Here is an 18,530-nt window from a genome sequence, read left to right as displayed (position 1 = left end):
ATACAATGCGGCGCATTGTCCCGATTCCAAGGGGCTGGCGCGCATGTCCCTGACGCGATTGCAGATTCCGGGTTCCGTTTGCGTCGCCCCTGTGGTATAAAATGCGCCGCTTTCAGGGGATAGCTCCGGGAGCATTAACCCACACACGTGTCGACACGATGGCCTGGGTGCCTTTGATCCTCGGATCAATGGTTGGTCATTGGGATACGTGGAGGCCCAACCCGACTTATCAAGGAACTATCATGTCCCAAGTCAACATGCGCGATATGCTGAAGGCCGGTGTGCACTTCGGTCACCAAACCCGTTACTGGAATCCGAAAATGGGTAAATACATTTTCGGCGCGCGTAACAAGATTCACATCATCAACCTTGAAAAAACCCTGCCAATGTTCAACGAAGCTCTGACTTTCGTAGAGCGTCTGGCCCAGGGCAAAAACAAGATTCTGTTCGTCGGCACCAAGCGTTCCGCTGGCAAGATCGTTGCTGAAGAAGCAGCACGTTGCGGTTCGCCGTACGTCGATCACCGCTGGTTGGGCGGCATGCTGACCAACTTCAAGACCATCCGTGCTTCCATCAAGCGTCTGCGTGACCTTGAAGTTCAAGCCGAAGACGGTACTTTCGCCAAGCTGACCAAGAAAGAAGCGCTGATGCGCACTCGTGATCTTGAGAAGCTGGATCGCTCCCTGGGCGGCATCAAGGACATGGGCGGTCTGCCAGACGCACTGTTCGTGATCGACGTTGACCACGAGCGCATCGCGATCACCGAAGCCAACAAGCTGGGCATCCCGGTCATCGGCGTTGTCGATACCAACAGCAGCCCGGAAGGCGTTGACTACATCATCCCAGGCAACGATGACGCAATCCGCGCTATCCAGCTGTACATGGGTTCGATGGCTGACGCAGTGATCCGCGGTCGCAACAACGTTGCTGGCGGCACTGTAGAATTCGCAGCTGAAGAAACTCAGGCTGCAGCTGAGTAATCGACGCCCTGGCGTTGACTCAGTAAGCAAAAAGGGGGCTTGGCCCCCTTTTTGCCACCTCGAAAACCATCTGTCGGCAGCGCAGCTACAGCATCTGTAACGTGCAGCAGCTACAAACAGGTTCGGGAAGAATTGAACGCCCGTTCGATCGGGTGGAATGGTTGAAAACCTATCCAAGAGGAATTTGAAAATGGCAGCAATTACTGCAGCGTTGGTCAAAGAACTGCGCGAGCGTACCGGCGAAGGCATGATGGATTGCAAGAAAGCCCTGGAAAAGGCTGGCGGCGACATCGAAAAAGCCATTGATGACATGCGCGCTTCGGGCGCCATCAAGGCTGCCAAGAAAGCTGGCAACGTTGCCGCTGAAGGCGCTATCGCCATCAAGGACGACGGCAAGGCTGCCGTTCTGATCGAAGTCAACTCGCAGACCGACTTCCTGGCTCTGCAGGACGACTTCAAAAACTTCGTTGCTGCCAGCGTTGACAAAGCATTCGCTGACAAGCTGACCGATGCAGCTCCGCTGATCGCTTCTCAAGAAGCCGCTCGCGAAGCACTGGTTGCCAAAGTAGGCGAGAACGTCAACATCCGTCGCCTGGTGCGCGTAGAGGGCGACGTAGTCGGTACCTACCTGCACGGCAACAAGATCGGTGTTGCTGTTGTCCTGAAAGGCGGCGACGTCGAGCTGGCCAAAGACATCGCGATGCACGTTGCTGCAAGCAACCCTGAGTTCCTGCTGCCTTCGCAAGTCTCCGACGAAGCGATCGAGCGTGAAAAGGCTGTGTTCCTGCAGCTGAACGAAGAAAAAATCAAAGGCAAGCCAGAAAACATTGTTGAGAACATGGTCAAGGGCCGTATCAGCAAGTTCCTGGCAGAAGCGAGCCTGGTTGAGCAGGCGTTCGTCAAGAACCCTGAAATCAAGGTTGGTGAGCTGGCCAAGAAAGGCGGCGCTGAAATCGTTTCCTTCACCTACTTCAAAGTAGGCGAGGGCATCGAGAAGCCGGTCGACAACTTCGCTGAAGAAGTTGCTGCCCAGCTGGCTGCCGCCAAGCAATAAGACGGTTTTCAACTGTCGCCCGAAAGAGGCTGCCCGCTCACGCGCGCAGCCTCTTTTCAGATAGGGTTACCAATTTTTAATTGGTTTCCCCTTGGAACTGACTTACAAAGCCATGTTCCGATGGCGCTGAAGCAGCGCCAAGCTAGAGTGAACGCCAGCTGTAAACAGCTCGCAAAGAATTTTTAAAATACGCCGCAGGAGAGATTCGCAATGGCTCAGCAGGGCAGTGGTTATCAGGCTCGCTATAAACGCATTCTACTCAAGCTTAGCGGCGAGGCCCTGATGGGCTCGGAAGAGTTCGGGATCGATCCGAAAGTGCTGGATCGCATGGCGCTGGAAGTCGGCCAGTTGGTCGGCATCGGCGTTCAGGTCGGTCTGGTGATCGGCGGTGGCAACCTGTTCCGCGGTGAAGCGCTGAGCAAGGCCGGCATGGATCGGGTCACGGGCGACCACATGGGCATGCTGGCCACTGTGATGAACGCCTTGGCCATGCGCGACGCGCTGGAACGTGCCAATATCTCCGCCATCGTGATGTCGGCCATCTCCATGGTCGGTGTGACCGATCACTATGACCGTCGCAAGGCCATGCGCCACCTGAACTCCAAGGACGTGGTGATTTTCGCGGCCGGTACCGGCAATCCGTTCTTTACCACGGATTCGGCAGCCTGCCTGCGCGCCATTGAAATCGACGCCGATGTCGTGCTCAAGGCGACCAAGGTCGATGGCGTCTACACCGCTGACCCGTTCAAAGACCCGCATGCCGAGAAGTTCGATCATCTGACATACGATGAAGTACTGGATCGCAAGCTGGGTGTAATGGATCTGACGGCTATCTGCCTGTGCCGCGATCACAAGATGCCGCTGCGCGTATTTAACATGAACAAGCCGGGCGCCCTGCTGAACATCGTGCATGGTGGCGCCGAAGGCACTCTGATCGAGGAAGTCCAACAATGATCAACGAAATCAAGAAAGACGCTAAAGAGCGCATGACGAAGTCCGTTGAGTCCCTGGCTCACAACTTCGGCCGTATCCGCACCGGTCAGGCGCACCCGAGCATCCTGGAAGGCGTGATGGTGCCTTACTACGGCGCTGATACCCCGATCAAGCAAGTGGCCAATATCACCGTCAAGGATGCCCGTACCCTGCAAGTCGTTGCGTTCGAGCGCAACATGCTGGGCGCCGTGGACAAGGCCATCGGCAGTGCAGGTCTGAACCTGAACCCGACCAACCTGGGTGAGTTGCTGCTGATCAGCATGCCGGCTCTGACTGAAGAAACCCGTCGCGGTTTCACCAAGCAGGCGCGTGATGTGGCTGAAGACGCTCGTGTTGCCGTGCGCAACATCCGTCGCGATGCCAACAGCTCCCTGAAGGATCTGGTCAAGGAAAAGGAAATCAGTGAAGACGAAGAGCGTCGCGCAGCCGGCGAGATCGACGATCTGACCAAGAAGTTCGTGGCTGAAATCGACGCCAAGCTGGCCGAGAAAGAAAAAGACCTGATGGCCGTATAAGGGTCGAGCTTTAAATGGACAAGACCAAGCAGACTGCGCCGTCCGCGGTGCCGCGCCATGTCGCGATCATCATGGATGGCAACAATCGCTGGGCGAAAAAACGCTTCATGCCAGGTGTTGCCGGGCATAAAGCGGGCGTGGACGCTGTGCGGGCGGTGATCGAGGTGTGTGCCGAGGCCAAGGTCGAGGTGCTCACCCTGTTCGCTTTTTCCAGTGAAAACTGGCAGCGCCCGGCCGATGAGGTCAGTGCCTTGATGGATCTGTTCTTCAAGGCGTTGCGTCGTGAGGCAAAGCGCCTTAACGACAACAACATCAGTCTGCGCATCATCGGTGATCGCACGCGGTTTCATCCCGAGCTTCAGGCAGCGATGCGTGAAGCTGAGGCGATGACCGCCGGTGCCAACCGTTTCATCCTGCAGATCGCTGCCAACTACGGCGGTCAGTGGGACATTGCGCAAGCGGCGCAGCGTCTGGCGCGTGAGGTTCAGGCCGGGCATTTGCGCCCGGAAGATATCACCCCGGATCTGCTGCAGACCTGTCTGGTCACTGGTGATCTGCCGTTGCCCGACTTGTGCATCCGCACCGGCGGCGAGCATCGCATCAGCAACTTCCTCTTGTGGCAGCTGGCGTACGCCGAGTTGTACTTCTCCGACCTGTTCTGGCCGGACTTCAAACACGAAGCCATGCGCAATGCGCTGGCCGATTTCGCTTTGCGCCAGCGTCGCTTCGGTAAAACGAGCGAGCAGGTCGAAGCTGGAGCCCGGGTTTAATGCTTAAACAACGCATCATCACTGCACTGATTCTGTTGCCGATCGCCCTGGGCGGTTTTTTCCTGCTCGAAGGGTCCGGTTTTGCCCTGTTCATCGGGCTGGTCGTGAGTCTGGGTGCCTGGGAGTGGGCACGCCTGGCCGGCTTCACCGCGCAGGCATTCCGTGTTGGCTACGCGGCGGTGGTCGCGCTGATGCTGTTCGTCATGTACATCCTGCCGGGGCTGGCGCCATGGGTGCTGGGCGCGTCGGTGATCTGGTGGGTGCTGGCGACCTGGCTGGTGCTGACGTATCCGCGCTCCAGTGAGCATTGGTCCAGCGCCGCCGCCAAGCTGGTAATCGGTTTGCTGATTCTGTTGCCTGCCTGGCAAGGGCTGGTGCTGATCAAGCAATACCCGCTCGGTAACTGGTTGATCATGGCGGTGATGGTGCTGGTCTGGGGGGCTGATATCGGGGCGTACTTCTCCGGTCGTGCGTTCGGCAAGCGCAAGCTGGCGCCGCAAGTCAGTCCCGGAAAAAGCTGGGAGGGCGTGTATGGCGGTCTGGCGCTGAGCCTGGTCATCACCACCCTGGTCGCGCTGTTCCGTGACTGGACGGTGGCGCAGCTGTTCAAGGGCCTGATCGGTGCTGCGGTGATCGTCTTCATCTCGGTGGTGGGCGACCTCACCGAAAGCATGTTCAAGCGCCAGTCCGGCATCAAGGACAGCAGTAATCTGCTGCCCGGCCACGGTGGCGTGCTGGATCGCATCGACAGCCTGACAGCGGCGATCCCGGTGTTCGCGGTGCTGCTGTGGATGGCGGCATCGTGAGTCGCCCGCAGCAGATTACCGTCCTGGGTGCGACCGGTTCGATCGGCCTGAGCACCCTGGATGTCATCGCCCGGCATCCGGAGCGTTATCAGACTTTCGCCCTGAGCGGTTTTACCCGTCTGAGCGAGCTGTTTGCCCTGTGCGTTCGTCATCACCCGAAATTTGCGGTAGTGCCGGAAGCCGGCGCTGCTCGCAACCTGCAGGACGATTTGCGTGCGGCGGGCCTGTCGACGCAGGTGCTGGTCGGTGAGCAAGGTTTGTGTCAGGTCGCTGCTGCGCCCGAGGTGGATGCTGTCATGGCTGCCATCGTCGGCGCCGCGGGCCTGCGCCCGACTCTCGCGGCTGTCGAGGCGGGCAAGAAGATTCTTCTGGCCAACAAGGAAGCGCTGGTCATGTCCGGCGCCTTGTTCATGCAGGCGGTGCGCAAGAGCGGTTCGGTCCTGTTGCCGATCGACAGCGAACACAACGCGATTTTTCAGTGCATGCCGCAGGACTTTGCTCGCGGGCTGAGTAACGTTGGGGTCCGTCGGATTTTGCTGACAGCCTCTGGTGGCCCTTTCCGGCAGACGCCGATGGCCGAACTGGCGCATGTTTCACCGGATCAGGCCTGTGCACACCCGAACTGGTCCATGGGGCGCAAGATTTCGGTGGATTCGGCCAGCATGATGAACAAGGGGCTCGAATTGATCGAGGCCTGCTGGTTGTTCGATGCCATGCCATCGCAAGTCGAAGTGGTGATTCATCCACAGAGTGTGATCCATTCGCTGGTCGATTACGTGGATGGTTCGGTGCTGGCGCAGTTGGGCAATCCCGATATGCGCACGCCGATTGCCAACGCCCTGGCCTGGCCAGAGCGCATTGACTCGGGCGTGGCGCCGCTGGATCTGTTCGCTGTGGCGCGCCTGGATTTCGAAGCTCCCGACGAAGAGCGTTTCCCGTGCCTGCGCCTGGCGCGGCAGGCCGCCGAGGCGGGAAACAGTGCCCCGGCCATGCTCAACGCGGCGAATGAAGTGGCGGTTGCCGCGTTTCTCGACGGACGGGTTCGCTACCTGGAAATCGCGAGTATCATCGAGGAAGTCTTGAATCTCGAGCCTGTGGTGACGCTGGATGATCTCGATGCGGTGTTCGCCGCTGATGCAACCGCCCGGACATTGGCCGGGCAATGGTTGAGTCGTCACGGCCGATAGGTCTTGCAACACATGGCTTCACGCGGCACTGGACAGGATTGCGGAGAAAGTAGATGAGCGCGCTCTATATGATTGCCGGCACCCTGATCGCTCTGGGTGTGCTGGTCACCTTTCACGAATTCGGCCACTTCTGGGTCGCGCGTCGCTGTGGCGTCAAGGTTCTGCGTTTCTCCGTGGGCTTCGGCATGCCGCTGCTGCGCTGGCATGACAAGCAGGGTACCGAGTTCGTAGTCGCCGCGATTCCGCTGGGTGGCTACGTCAAGATGCTCGACGAGCGCGAAGGCGAAGTGCCGGCCGATCAGCTTCATCAGTCATTCAATCGCAAGTCTGTTCGTCAGCGGATCGCCATCGTCGCGGCCGGCCCTGTGGCTAACTTTCTGCTGGCGCTGGTGTTCTTCTGGGTGCTGGCGATGCTCGGCAGCGAGCAGATTCGTCCGGTTATCGGTTCGGTGGAGTCCGGCAGCATCGCTGCGACAGCGGGGCTGAGCGCTGGTCAGGAAATTGTCGCGATCGACGGCGAGCCGACCTCGGGCTGGGCTGCAGTCAACCTCCAGCTGGTGCGACGTCTCGGCGAAAGCGGTTCCTTGCAGGTACTGGTGCGCGAGCAGGGCTCTACGGCTGATACGCCTCGTGAACTGGCACTCGATAAATGGCTCAAGGGGGCCGACGAGCCCGATCCGATTCGCTCCCTCGGCATTCGCCCTTGGCGCCCGGCATTGCCGCCGGTGCTGGCCGAACTTGATCCGAAAGGCCCGGCCCAGACAGCCGGGCTGAAAACCGGCGATCGCCTGCTGACACTGGATGGCAAGGCGCTGGATGACTGGCAGCAGGTGGTCGATACCGTTCGTACGCGTCCTGATACCAAAATCGTGCTGCGCGTCGAGCGCGACGGTGTTCAAATCGACGTCCCTGTGACGCTGGCCGCGCGTGGCGATAAGAAGTCGCCAAGCGGTTACCTGGGGGCAGGTGTCAAGGCTGTCGACTGGCCGCCGGAAATGATCCGCGAGGTCAGCTACGGGCCTTTGGCGGCGATTGGCGAGGGTGCCCGTCGTACCTGGACCATGAGCGTACTGACGCTGGATTCACTGAAGAAAATGCTCTTCGGCGAGCTCTCGGTAAAAAACTTGAGTGGACCGATAACCATTGCTAAAGTGGCGGGCGCTTCTGCCCAGTCGGGCGTCGCTGATTTCCTGAATTTCCTTGCTTATCTGAGTATTAGCCTGGGGGTTCTGAATTTGCTGCCCATTCCTGTACTGGATGGGGGGCATTTGTTGTTTTATCTGATCGAGTGGGCGCGTGGTCGTCCCTTGTCGGATCGGGTGCAAGGTTGGGGGATACAGATCGGTATCAGCTTGGTGGTCGGGGTGATGTTGCTTGCTCTGGTCAACGATCTGGGTCGTCTGTAACGCTTCGCTGAATTGCGAATCTGCCGCATTTTGCGGCAGTTTGTTTATTGCCAGTTGGAATAAGAAAGGACTTCATGAAACGTCTGCTGCTAACTGCGGTTCTCACCGTATTGATGATCGCCGAAGTTCACGCCGAGTCCTTCACTATCTCTGATATTCGCGTCAATGGCCTCCAGCGGGTCTCCGCGGGTAGCGTCTTTGGTGCCTTGCCGTTGAACGTCGGCGAGCAGGCGGATGACCGTCGCCTGGTGGAATCCACTCGTGCGCTGTTCAAAACCGGTTTCTTTCAAGATATCCAGCTGGGCCGCGAAGGCAACGTTCTGGTGATCACTGTCGTCGAGCGTCCCTCGGTCGCCAGCATCGAGATCGAAGGCAACAAGGCGATCTCCACCGAGGACCTGATGAAAGGCCTCAAGCAATCCGGTCTGGCCGAAGGCGAGATCTTCCAGCGTGCGACCCTCGAAGGCGTGCGTAACGAGCTGCAACGTCAATACGTTGCACAAGGTCGTTACTCGGCCACCGTCGATACCGAAGTGGTCTCGCAGCCGCGCAACCGCGTCGGCCTGAAAGTGAAGATCAACGAAGGCACCGTCGCCGCCATTCAGCACATCAACGTGGTGGGCAACACGGTTTTCCCCGAGGAAGACCTGACCGACCTGTTCGAACTGAAAACCACCAACTGGCTGTCGTTCTTCAAGAACGACGACAAGTATGCCCGTGAAAAACTGTCCGGTGACCTGGAGCGTCTGCGTTCCTACTACCTGGACCGTGGCTATATCAACATGGATATCGCTTCGACCCAGGTGTCCATCACCCCGGACAAGAAGCACGTCTACATCACCGTCAACGTCAATGAAGGCGAGAAGTACACCGTTCGTGACGTCAAGCTCAGCGGTGACCTGAAAGTCCCTGAGGACCAGGTCAAGTCGCTGTTGCTGGTGCAGAAGGGGCAGGTGTTCTCGCGCAAGCTGATGACCACCACTTCCGAACTGATCACCCGTCGTCTGGGTAACGAGGGTTACACCTTCGCCAACGTCAACGGCGTGCCACAACCGCACGACGAAGATCACACCGTCGATATCCTGTTCGCTGTCGATCCGGGCAAGCGTGCCTACGTCAACCGCATCAACTTCCGTGGCAACACCAAGTCCGAGGACGAAGTGCTGCGTCGTGAAATGCGTCAGATGGAAGGTGGCTGGGCTTCGACCTACCTGATCGACCAGTCCAAGACCCGTCTGGAGCGTCTGGGCTTCTTTAAAGAAGTCAACGTCGAGACCCCGGCTGTGCCAGGTGTCGATGACCAGGTTGACGTGAACTACAGCGTTGAAGAGCAGGCTTCCGGTTCGATCACCGCCAGCGTCGGTTTCGCCCAGAGTGCTGGTCTGATCCTCGGTGGTTCGATCACCCAGAACAACTTCCTCGGTACCGGTAACCGCGTCAGCGTCGGCCTGACCCGCAGCGAATACCAGAGCCGCTACAACTTCGGCTACGTTGACCCCTACTGGACCGCCGATGGCGTGAGCCTGGGTTACAACGCGTTCTACCGCACCACCGACTACAAAGACCTCGACGTCGACGTAGCGAGCTATGCGGTAGACAGCCTGGGTGCCGGCGTGAACGTGGGCTACCCGATCAGCGAGACTTCGCGTCTGACCTTCGGCCTGTCCGCTCAGCAGGACAAGATCAAGACCGGCCAGTACACCGTTGACGAGATTTTCGACTTCGTTAAGCGTGAAGGCGACAACTACCTGAACTTCAAGGCTTCGGCCGGCTGGTCCGAGTCGACCCTGAACAAGGGGGTGCTGCCAACCCGTGGTCGTTCCCAGAGCCTGACCCTGGAAACTACCATTCCGGGCAGCGACCTGTCGTTCTTCAAGCTCGACTACCGTGGTCAGTTGTTCCAGCCACTGAGCGAAAACTACACCATGCGCCTGCACACCGAGCTGGGCTATGGCGACGGTTACGGTTCGACCGATGGCTTGCCGTTCTATGAAAACTACTATGCTGGTGGTTTCAACTCGGTTCGCGGCTTTAAAGACAGCACGCTGGGTCCACGCAGTACCCCTAGTCGTGGCGCCGGTGTGACCGGTAACGCCGGTACGTTGCGTGACCCGGATCAGGATCCGCTGCCGTTCGGTGGCAACGTGTTGATCCAGGGTGGTGTCGAGGTGTTGTTCCCGCTGCCATTCGTCAAGGATCAGCGTTCGCTGCGTACTTCGGTATTCTGGGACGTGGGTAACGTATTTGACTCCAAGTGCGAGAAGACTACCAACGCGACTGTCGGCTCGACTTCTGCCACTCAGTGCAACGACATCAGTCTGAGCAACATGGCCAGTTCCGTCGGTGTCGGCGTGACCTGGGTCACCGCACTGGGCCCGCTGAGCTTTGCACTGGCGATGCCGATCAAGAAACCGGATGAAGCTGAAACTCAAGTGTTCCAATTCTCCCTGGGCCAGACGTTCTAAGCGTCTGACCCAAGACAACGACAATGGATTTTGTAGGAGTGCATCGTGCGTAAGTTGACTCAATTGGTTCTCCTGGCCTCCGTACTGGTGGCAGGCCCGGCATTTGCCGACATGAAAATCGCCGTCCTGAACTATCAGATGGCTCTGCTGGAATCCGACGCGGCGAAGAAGTACGCCGTGGATGCCGAGAAGAAGTTTGGCCCGCAACTGACCAAACTCAAGACCCTGGAAAGCAGCGCCAAGGGCATTCAGGATCGTCTGATGGCCGGTGGCGACAAGATGCAGCAGGGCGAGCGCGAGCGTCTGGAGCTTGAGTTCAAGCAAAAGGCTCGTGACTTCCAGTTCCAGTCCAAGGAGCTGAACGAAGCCAAGGCTGTTGCCGACCGTGAAATGCTCAAGCAACTGAAGCCGAAACTGGATAGCGCAGTGGAAGAAGTCATCAAGAAAGGTGGTTTTGACCTGGTGTTCGAGCGTGGCGCAGTGATCGATGTCAAACCTCAGTACGACATCACGCGCCAGGTTATCGAGCGCATGAATCAGCTGAAGTAACCCATGACCGTGACTATCAAGCTCGGCCAGTTGGCCGAGTTCCTCGGCGCCACCTTGAGTGGCGACCCCGAGAAGCAAATTACTGGGCTAGCCACCTTGCAGGAGGCTGGCCCAGCTCAGTTGAGCTTTCTGGCAAACCCCCAATACCGTAAATACCTGGCTGGCTCGCAGGCCGCAGCTCTTTTGCTCAAGGCTGCCGACGCGGAAGGTTATGCCGGTAATGCGCTGGTGGTGCCGGATCCGTACCTGGCTTACGCACGCATTTCCCATCTGTTCGATCCGAAACCCAAGGCTGTTGCCGGCGTTCATCCGACTGCCGTGATCGCCGAGGACGCCGTGGTCGATCCGAGCGCCAGTGTTGGTCCCTTCGTGGTGATCGAAGCGGGTGCGCGAATCGGTGCTGGCGTGACACTCGGCGCGCATTGCGTCGTCGGTGCGCGCAGTGAAATCGGCGAGGGCGGCTGGCTGGCCCCGCGAGTCACGCTGTATCACGATGTGCGGATCGGCAAGCGGGTGGTGATCCAGTCCGGCGCCGTACTTGGTGGTGAAGGCTTCGGTTTTGCCAACGAGAAGGGTGTCTGGCAGAAGATCGCCCAGATCGGCGGCGTGACCATCGGTGACGATGTGGAGATCGGCGTGAATACCGCCATCGACCGCGGTGCGTTGGCCGATACCGTGATCGGCAATGGCGTGAAGCTCGACAACCAGATTCAGATCGCCCACAACGTGCAGGTCGGTGACCACACCGCCATGGCCGCGTGCGTGGGGATTTCCGGCAGCACCAAAATCGGCAAGCACTGCATGCTCGCCGGGGGTGTTGGCCTGGTAGGGCATATCGATATTTGCGACAACGTATTCCTGACCGGGATGACCATGGTGACCCACTCGATTACCGAGCCGGGTGCCTATTCTTCCGGCACAGCTATGCAACCCGCGGCCGAATGGCGCAAAAGCGCGGCCCGTATTCGTCAGCTCGATGACATCGCGCGACGTTTGAAACAGCTGGAAAAGCGGTCCGGGGAAGTGACCCCCGACGGTAATGCTTCATCTGAAGGCTGATACCATTTCCATATCAAGTGTGCACAGCCTCTGGACTGCCTCCTTGATTTGCTAGAGGAGTGCGCGTCAGTCGCGCTCCCAATCTTTACATAGGCTTCCCCCCGAAATGATGGACATCAACGAGATTCGCGAATACCTGCCTCACCGTTACCCGTTCCTGCTGGTGGACCGGGTAGTGGAGCTGGATACGGAAGGCAAGCGCATTCGCGCCTACAAGAATGTCAGCATCAACGAACCGTTCTTCAATGGTCACTTCCCTGCGCACCCGATCATGCCGGGCGTGCTGATCATCGAAGCCATGGCTCAGGCTGCCGGGATCCTCGGTTTCAAGATGCTTGACGTGAAACCGGCCGACGGCACCCTTTATTACTTCGTCGGCTCCGACAAACTGCGTTTCCGCCAGCCAGTGCTGCCGGGTGATCAGTTGATCCTCGAAGCCAAGTTCATCAGCTGCAAGCGTCAGATCTGGAAGTTCGAATGCCAGGCTTCGGTCGACGGCAAGCCGGTCTGCTCTGCTGAAATCATCTGTGCGGAACGCAAGCTATGAGTTTGATTGACCCTCGCGCAATCATCGATCCGTCGGCCGTCCTGGCTGAAGGCGTCGAGGTCGGCCCGTGGTCGATCATCGGTGCAGGTGTGGAAATCGGCGAGGGTACGGTCATCGGGCCACACGTGATCCTCAAAGGTCCGACCCGTATTGGCAAGCACAACCGCATCTACCAGTTTTCCTCGGTAGGCGAAGACACGCCGGACCTGAAATACAAGGGCGAAGAAACCCGTCTGGTGATCGGTGACCACAACGTCATCCGTGAAGGTGTGACAATCCACCGTGGTACCGTTCAGGATCGTTCCGAAACGACCCTGGGTGATCACAACCTGATCATGGCCTATGCCCACATTGGACATGACAGCGTCATCGGCAACCACTGCATTCTGGTCAACAACACCGCGCTGGCCGGCCATGTGCACGTTGATGACTGGGCGATCCTGTCCGGTTTCACCCTGGTTCATCAGTACTGCCACATTGGTGCCCACAGCTTTTCCGGCATGGGTACGGCGATCGGCAAGGACGTCCCGGCGTTCGTCACCGTATTCGGCAACCCGGCCGAAGCGCGCAGCATGAACTTCGAGGGCATGCGTCGTCGCGGTTTCAGCGAAGACGCCATTCACGCGCTGCGACGTGCGTACAAAACGGTGTATCGCCAGGGCCTGACCGTCGAGCAGGCGCTGGCCGAACTGGCCGAGCCGTCCGCCCAGTTCCCGGAGGTCGCGATGTTTCGTGACTCCATCCAGTCGTCGACCCGCGGCATCACCCGCTGACCATGGCCAATCTGCGTATTGCGCTGGTGGCGGGGGAGGCTTCCGGTGACATTCTGGGCGCAGGCCTCATGCGGGCCCTCAAGGCACAGCACCCTGCGGTGGAGTTCATCGGTGTCGGTGGCCCGCTGATGCAGGCCGAAGGCCTGACTTCCTATTTTCCGATGGAGCGTCTGTCGGTCATGGGCCTGGTGGAGGTCCTGGGACGCTTGCGTGAACTGCTCAAGCGCCGCAAAGACCTGATCGCCACGCTTATCGCTGAAAAACCGGATGTGTTCATCGGCATCGACGCACCGGATTTCAACCTCAATATCGAACTCAAGCTGCGTCAGGCCGGAATCAAGACCGTGCACTACGTCAGCCCGTCGGTGTGGGCGTGGCGGCAGAAGCGGGTGCTGAAGATCCGCGAAGGCTGCGACCTGATGCTCACGCTGCTGCCGTTCGAAGCCAGATTCTACGAAGAGAAGGGCGTACCGGTGCGGTTCGTCGGCCATACACTGGCCGACACCATTCCACTGGAGGCCGATCGCTCTGCTGCGCGGGCCGAACTCGGTCTGCCGGACGGTCCGCTGGTGGCATTGATGCCTGGCAGCCGGGGCGGCGAAGTCAGCCGTCTGGGTGCGTTGTTCCTTGATACCGCCGAACGCTTGCGGGCCATGCGCCCGGGTGTGCGTTTCGTCATCCCGTGCGCCAGCCCCGAGCGTCGTGCCCAGCTTGAAGAATTGCTGGCTGGCCGCGATCTGCCAGTGACCCTGCTCGATGGCAAATCCCATCTGGCCCTGGCGGCGTGCAATGCGGTCCTGATCGCGTCGGGTACAGCGACCCTCGAAGCGCTGCTGTACAAGCGCCCGATGGTCGTGGCGTACCGTCTTGCGCCGCTGACGTTCTGGATTCTCAAACGTATGGTCAAGAGTCCGTACGTCTCACTGCCGAACCTACTGGCCCAGCGACTGCTGGTGCCGGAATTGTTGCAGGATGATGCGACGGTCGAGGCGCTTGCCCAGACCCTGTCGCCATTGATCGACGGTGGCGAAGAGCAGACCCGTGGCTTCGACGAGATCCATCGCACCCTGCGCCTGGACGCTTCCAATCAGGCGGCTGACGCCGTTCTGAACCTGATCGGGCAAACACGATGAGCAAGACAAGCATGCAGATGGGCCTGGATTTCACCCTGGTCGCCGAAGTCGAAGAGCTGGTGGCCGGCGTCGATGAAGTCGGTCGCGGTCCGTTGTGCGGAGCGGTCGTCACCGCAGCGGTGATCCTCGATCCGAACCGGCCGATTCTCGGTCTGAACGACTCGAAAAAACTCACCGAAGCCAAGCGCGAAAAGCTCTACGATGAAATCTGCGAGAAGGCGCTCAGCTGGTGCATCGCCCGCGCCGAGGTCGAAGAAATCGACGAGCTGAACATCCTTCACGCCACCATGCTGGCGATGCAACGCGCGGTCGCTGGCCTGCACATCCAGCCGAAACTGGCGATGATCGACGGCAACCGCTGCCCGAAACTGCCGATGCGTTCCGAAGCGGTGGTGCAGGGCGACGGCAAGGTGCCGGCGATTGCAGCGGCATCGATTCTGGCCAAGGTCAGCCGCGACCGCGAGATGGCGGCGTTCGAATTGATCTACCCGGGTTACGGCATCGGCGGCCATAAAGGCTATCCGACCCCCGTTCATCTGGAAGCGCTGTCACGCCTCGGGCCGACGCCGATTCACCGGCGTTCGTTTGCCCCGGTGCGTCAGGCTTACGAAGCGCTGCAAGGCCTGACGCAGGTTTAGCGGCAAGGCTGATGTTTTGTTCGGGGCCCGGTACAATCCGGGCCTTGTTGTCTCTATGTAACTGGACAGGATCACTATGCCGGCTTCATTCGTTCATCTACGCCTGCACACTGAATACTCCCTGGTCGATGGGCTTGTGCGGATCAAGCCGCTGGTCAAGGCCCTGACCGGCATGGGCATGCCGGCCGTTGCGGTGACCGACCAGAACAACATGTGTTCGCTGGTCAAATTCTATAAAAACACCATGGGTGCCGGGATCAAGCCGATCTGCGGCGCCGACCTGTGGCTGTCGAACAAGGACCCGGATGGTCCGCTGAGCCGCATCAGCCTGCTGGTCATGAATGCCCAGGGCTATCGCAACCTGACCGAATTGATTTCCCGTGGCTTCATCGACGGTCAGCGCAACGGCATGGTCATCATCGAGCGCGAGTGGGTCGCCGAGGCCAACGAAGGCCTGATCATGCTGTCCGCCGCGAAGGAAGGCGAGATCGGCATGGCCATGATCGGCGGCAACCCCGCCGAAGCTGAAACCCTGGCGCGCGAATGGATGGCGGTGTTCCCGGATCGTTTCTATCTGGAAATTCAGCGTACCAATCGTCCGAACGACGAAGAACAGTTGCACGGTGCCGTGGCCCTGGCCGACAAGCTCGGCGCGCCGCTGGTAGCCACCAACGACGTGCGCTTCATCAAGCAGGAAGACTTCGCCGCTCACGAAACCCGCGTCTGCATCGGTGAGGGCCGGGCCCTCGACGATCCGCGGCGTTCGAAGAACTACAGCGACCAGCAGTATCTGAAAAGCGCCGAGGAAATGGCCGAGCTGTTCAGCGACCTGCCGGATGCGATCGAGAACACCGTCGAGATCGCCAAGCGTTGCAACATTGATGTGAAGCTGGGCAAGCACTTCCTGCCGGATTACCCGATTCCCGATGGCATGACCATCGACGAGTATTTCCGCAAGGTCTCTTTCGATGGCCTGGAAGAGCGCCTCAGCGTGCTGCTGCCCAAGGACACCACCGAGGACTACGAGGCCAAGCGTCAGGTCTACGTTGACCGGCTGAATTTCGAACTGGATATCATCATCCAGATGGGGTTCCCCGGTTACTTCCTGATCGTGATGGACTTTATCCAGTGGGCCAAGAACAACGGCGTGCCGGTGGGCCCGGGCCGGGGGTCGGGTGCCGGATCGCTGGTGGCCTATGTGCAGAAGATCACCGACCTCGACCCGCTGGAATATGACCTGCTGTTCGAACGTTTCCTCAACCCGGAACGGGTATCGATGCCCGACTTCGACGTCGACTTCTGCATGGATGGTCGCGACCGGGTGATCGATTACGTGGCCGAAAAGTACGGCCGCAATGCCGTAAGCCAGATCATCACCTTCGGTTCCATGGCTGCGAAGGCTGTGGTTCGTGACGTGGCGCGGGCCCAGGGCAAGTCGTTCGGCCTGGCCGATCGCCTGTCGAAGATGATTCCGTTCGAAGTCGGCATGACCCTGGAAAAAGCCTACGAGCAGGAAGAAATCCTGCGTGACTTCATCAAGGTCGATGAAGAAGCGGCGGAAATCTGGGAGATGGCGCGCAAGCTCGAAGGCGTGGTGCGGAACGTCGGTAAACACGCCGGTGGTGTGGTAATCGCGCCGACCAAGCTGACCGACTTCTCGCCGATCTATTGCGACGAGGCCGGCGACGGTCTGGTGACCCAGTTCGACAAGGACGACGTCGAGGCGGCCGGTCTGGTGAAGTTCGACTTCCTCGGCCTGCGGACCCTGACGATCATCGACTGGGCGCTGAAGACCATCAACCGTGACCGCGCCAAGGTCAACGAACCGCCGCTGGACATCGCGTTCATCCCGCTGGATGACAAGCCGACTTATCAGCTGCTGCAAAAAGCTGAAACCACCGCGGTGTTCCAGCTCGAATCCCGCGGCATGAAAGAGCTGATCAAAAAGCTCAAGCCCGACTGCCTCGAAGACCTGATCGCACTGGTGGCCCTGTTCCGTCCGGGCCCGCTGCAGTCGGGCATGGTGGATGACTTCATCAACCGTAAACACGGTCGCGCTGAACTTGCGTATCCGCACCCGGATTACCAGTACGAAGGTTTGCAACCGGTACTGGCGCCGACGTACGGCATCATCCTGTATCAGGAACAGGTGATGCAGATCGCCCAAGTCATGGCCGGTTACACCCTCGGTGGTGCGGACATGCTGCGTCGGGCGATGGGCAAGAAGAAACCCGAGGAAATGGCCAAGCAGCGCGGCGGTTTCATTGAGGGTTGTGCGTCGAACAATATCGACGCGGATCTGGCCGGTAACATTTTCGACCTGGTGGAAAAATTCGCCGGCTACGGCTTCAACAAATCCCACTCCGCCGCCTACGGCCTGGTGTCGTACCAGACCGCCTGGCTGAAAGCCCACTACCCGGCGCCGTTCATGGCCGCGGTACTGTCGGCGGACATGCACAACACCGACAAGGTCGTGACCTTGATCGAGGAAGTGCGCACGATGAAGCTGCGCCTCGACGCGCCGGACGTGAACACTTCGGAGTTCAAGTTCACGGTGAACGACGAAGGCCGCATCGTATACGGCCTGGGCGCGATCAAAGGTGTCGGTGAAGGTCCGGTGGAAGCGATCACCGAGGCCCGTCAGGCCGGTCCGTTCAAGGATCTGTTCGACTTCTGCGCCCGGGTCGACCTCAAACGCATCAACAAACGCACGCTGGACGGTCTGATCCGCAGCGGTGCGCTGGATCGCCTCGGTCCGTACTTCCATGACGAGCAGAAGGCCTATCAGGCCAACATCGACCGCAACCGCGCCGTGCTGCTGGCGGCGATGGAAGAGGCGATCAAGTCGGCCGAGCAGACCGCGCGCACCCGTGACAGCGGCCACGCCGACCTGTTCGGCGGGCTGTTCGTTGAGGAGGACGCGGACGTTTACGCGATTCACCGCAAGGCGAAAGAGCTGACGCTCAAAGAGCGGCTCAAAGGTGAAAAAGACACCTTGGGCCTGTACCTGACCGGCCACCCGATCGACGAATACGAAGGCGAAATCCGCCGTTTCGCCCGCCAGCGCATCATCGACCTGAAACCGGCACGGGACACCCAGACCGTGGCGGGGATGATCATCGCCCTGCGGGTGATGAAGAACAAAAAGGGCGACAAGATGGGCTTCATCACCCTCGACGACCGATCCGGGCGGATCGAGGCGTCGCTGTTCGCCGATGCGTTCCACTCCGCGCAGTCGCTGCTGCAGACCGACGCAATGGTGGTGGTCGAAGGCGAGGTCAGCAACGATGACTTCTCCGGCGGCCTGCGCCTGCGGGTCAAGCGGGTGATGAGCATGGAAGATGCGCGCACCAACCTCGCCGAGAGCCTGCGCCTGAAGTTGCAGACACAGGATCTGAAAGGCGATCAGCTACGCTGGTTGGGTGATTTGCTCAAGCGTCATCGCGGTGCGTGCCCGATCACCATGGAATACACCAGTCCCGATGCGAAGACCTTGCTGCAGTTTGGCGAGACCTGGCGGATTGACCCGGCGGATGCCTTGATTCAAGCCCTGCGTGACCAGTTCGGGCGAGACAACGTCTTCCTCCAATACCGTTGACCGGGAGGTGCCATCAAAGCGCCTGCCCACAACCTGAATTTTTAATCTCGACCTCAG

The 18,530-nt window shown here is 59.4% G+C and carries 16 protein-coding genes; all 16 read left to right on the top strand.

Going from position 1 to position 18,530, the window contains the following annotated elements:
• Positions 1-242 precede the first annotated feature (242 nt).
• The gene (gene rpsB / locus CAF80_RS03485; protein ID WP_008052780.1) at positions 243-980 is read left to right on the top strand and encodes a 30S ribosomal protein S2; all 738 of its coding nucleotides are present in this window, start codon (positions 243-245) and stop codon (positions 978-980) included.
• A 190-nt stretch (positions 981-1,170) separates the two neighbouring features.
• The gene (gene tsf / locus CAF80_RS03480; RefSeq protein WP_064593783.1) at positions 1,171-2,034 is read left to right on the top strand and encodes a translation elongation factor Ts; all 864 of its coding nucleotides are present in this window, start codon (positions 1,171-1,173) and stop codon (positions 2,032-2,034) included.
• Positions 2,035-2,244: 210 nt separating this feature from the next.
• Positions 2,245-2,988 carry a UMP kinase gene (pyrH, locus tag CAF80_RS03475; protein ID WP_011332683.1) on the top strand — a complete coding sequence of 248 codons (744 nt, stop codon included), beginning with the start codon at positions 2,245-2,247 and terminating at the stop codon, positions 2,986-2,988.
• The gene (gene frr / locus CAF80_RS03470; protein WP_011332684.1) at positions 2,985-3,542 is read left to right on the top strand and encodes a ribosome recycling factor; all 558 of its coding nucleotides are present in this window, start codon (positions 2,985-2,987) and stop codon (positions 3,540-3,542) included. Before pyrH ends, frr begins: the two co-directional genes overlap by 4 nt.
• A 14-nt stretch (positions 3,543-3,556) precedes the next feature.
• Positions 3,557-4,312, top strand: a complete 756-nt coding sequence (gene uppS, locus CAF80_RS03465) for a polyprenyl diphosphate synthase (protein WP_007954779.1) — start codon at positions 3,557-3,559, stop codon at positions 4,310-4,312.
• On the top strand, positions 4,312-5,118 hold the full coding sequence (locus CAF80_RS03460; RefSeq protein WP_039769669.1) for a phosphatidate cytidylyltransferase: 807 nt from the start codon (positions 4,312-4,314) through the stop codon (positions 5,116-5,118). The genes uppS and CAF80_RS03460 overlap by 1 nt, the downstream gene beginning before the upstream one ends.
• A complete protein-coding gene (ispC, locus tag CAF80_RS03455; protein WP_074691298.1) occupies positions 5,115-6,305 on the top strand; it encodes a 1-deoxy-D-xylulose-5-phosphate reductoisomerase in 1,191 nt (396 codons plus the stop codon). The genes CAF80_RS03460 and ispC overlap by 4 nt, the downstream gene beginning before the upstream one ends.
• A gap of 53 nt (positions 6,306-6,358) precedes the next feature.
• On the top strand, positions 6,359-7,711 hold the full coding sequence (gene rseP, locus CAF80_RS03450; protein WP_039769673.1) for a sigma E protease regulator RseP: 1,353 nt from the start codon (positions 6,359-6,361) through the stop codon (positions 7,709-7,711).
• 74 nt (positions 7,712-7,785) lie between these two features.
• Positions 7,786-10,176 (top strand): outer membrane protein assembly factor BamA, encoded by a 2,391-nt coding sequence (bamA, locus tag CAF80_RS03445; RefSeq protein ID WP_039769675.1) that lies wholly within the window; start codon positions 7,786-7,788, stop codon positions 10,174-10,176.
• Between the two features lie 45 nt (positions 10,177-10,221).
• Positions 10,222-10,725: an OmpH family outer membrane protein gene (locus CAF80_RS03440; RefSeq protein ID WP_003222140.1), complete on the top strand. Its 504-nt coding sequence runs from the start codon at positions 10,222-10,224 to the stop codon at positions 10,723-10,725.
• Positions 10,726-10,728: 3 nt separating this feature from the next.
• Positions 10,729-11,784 (top strand): UDP-3-O-(3-hydroxymyristoyl)glucosamine N-acyltransferase, encoded by a 1,056-nt coding sequence (gene lpxD, locus CAF80_RS03435; RefSeq protein WP_039769677.1) that lies wholly within the window; start codon positions 10,729-10,731, stop codon positions 11,782-11,784.
• A 106-nt stretch (positions 11,785-11,890) separates the two neighbouring features.
• The gene (fabZ, locus tag CAF80_RS03430; RefSeq protein WP_003222142.1) at positions 11,891-12,331 is read left to right on the top strand and encodes a 3-hydroxyacyl-ACP dehydratase FabZ; all 441 of its coding nucleotides are present in this window, start codon (positions 11,891-11,893) and stop codon (positions 12,329-12,331) included.
• Positions 12,328-13,104 (top strand): acyl-ACP--UDP-N-acetylglucosamine O-acyltransferase, encoded by a 777-nt coding sequence (gene lpxA, locus CAF80_RS03425; protein ID WP_039769679.1) that lies wholly within the window; start codon positions 12,328-12,330, stop codon positions 13,102-13,104. The genes fabZ and lpxA overlap by 4 nt, the downstream gene beginning before the upstream one ends.
• Before the next feature lie 2 nt (positions 13,105-13,106).
• Complete coding sequence (lpxB, locus tag CAF80_RS03420) at positions 13,107-14,237, top strand: lipid-A-disaccharide synthase (protein WP_039769681.1); 1,131 nt, start codon at positions 13,107-13,109, stop codon at positions 14,235-14,237.
• A gap of 11 nt (positions 14,238-14,248) precedes the next feature.
• Positions 14,249-14,875, top strand: coding sequence for a ribonuclease HII (gene rnhB / locus CAF80_RS03415; RefSeq protein ID WP_039769682.1), 627 nt, complete (start codon positions 14,249-14,251; stop codon positions 14,873-14,875).
• Positions 14,876-14,951: 76 nt separating this feature from the next.
• On the top strand, positions 14,952-18,473 hold the full coding sequence (dnaE, locus tag CAF80_RS03410) for a DNA polymerase III subunit alpha (RefSeq protein ID WP_085666848.1): 3,522 nt from the start codon (positions 14,952-14,954) through the stop codon (positions 18,471-18,473).
• Positions 18,474-18,530: the final 57 nt, after the last annotated feature.

It is taken from the genome of Pseudomonas sp. B34(2017) (assembly GCF_002112915.1).
GTDB lineage: Bacteria > Pseudomonadota > Gammaproteobacteria > Pseudomonadales > Pseudomonadaceae > Aquipseudomonas > Aquipseudomonas pharyngis.
Note: the sequence above shows the minus strand (reverse complement) of the source record. Positions and strands in the feature narration are given on the sequence as shown.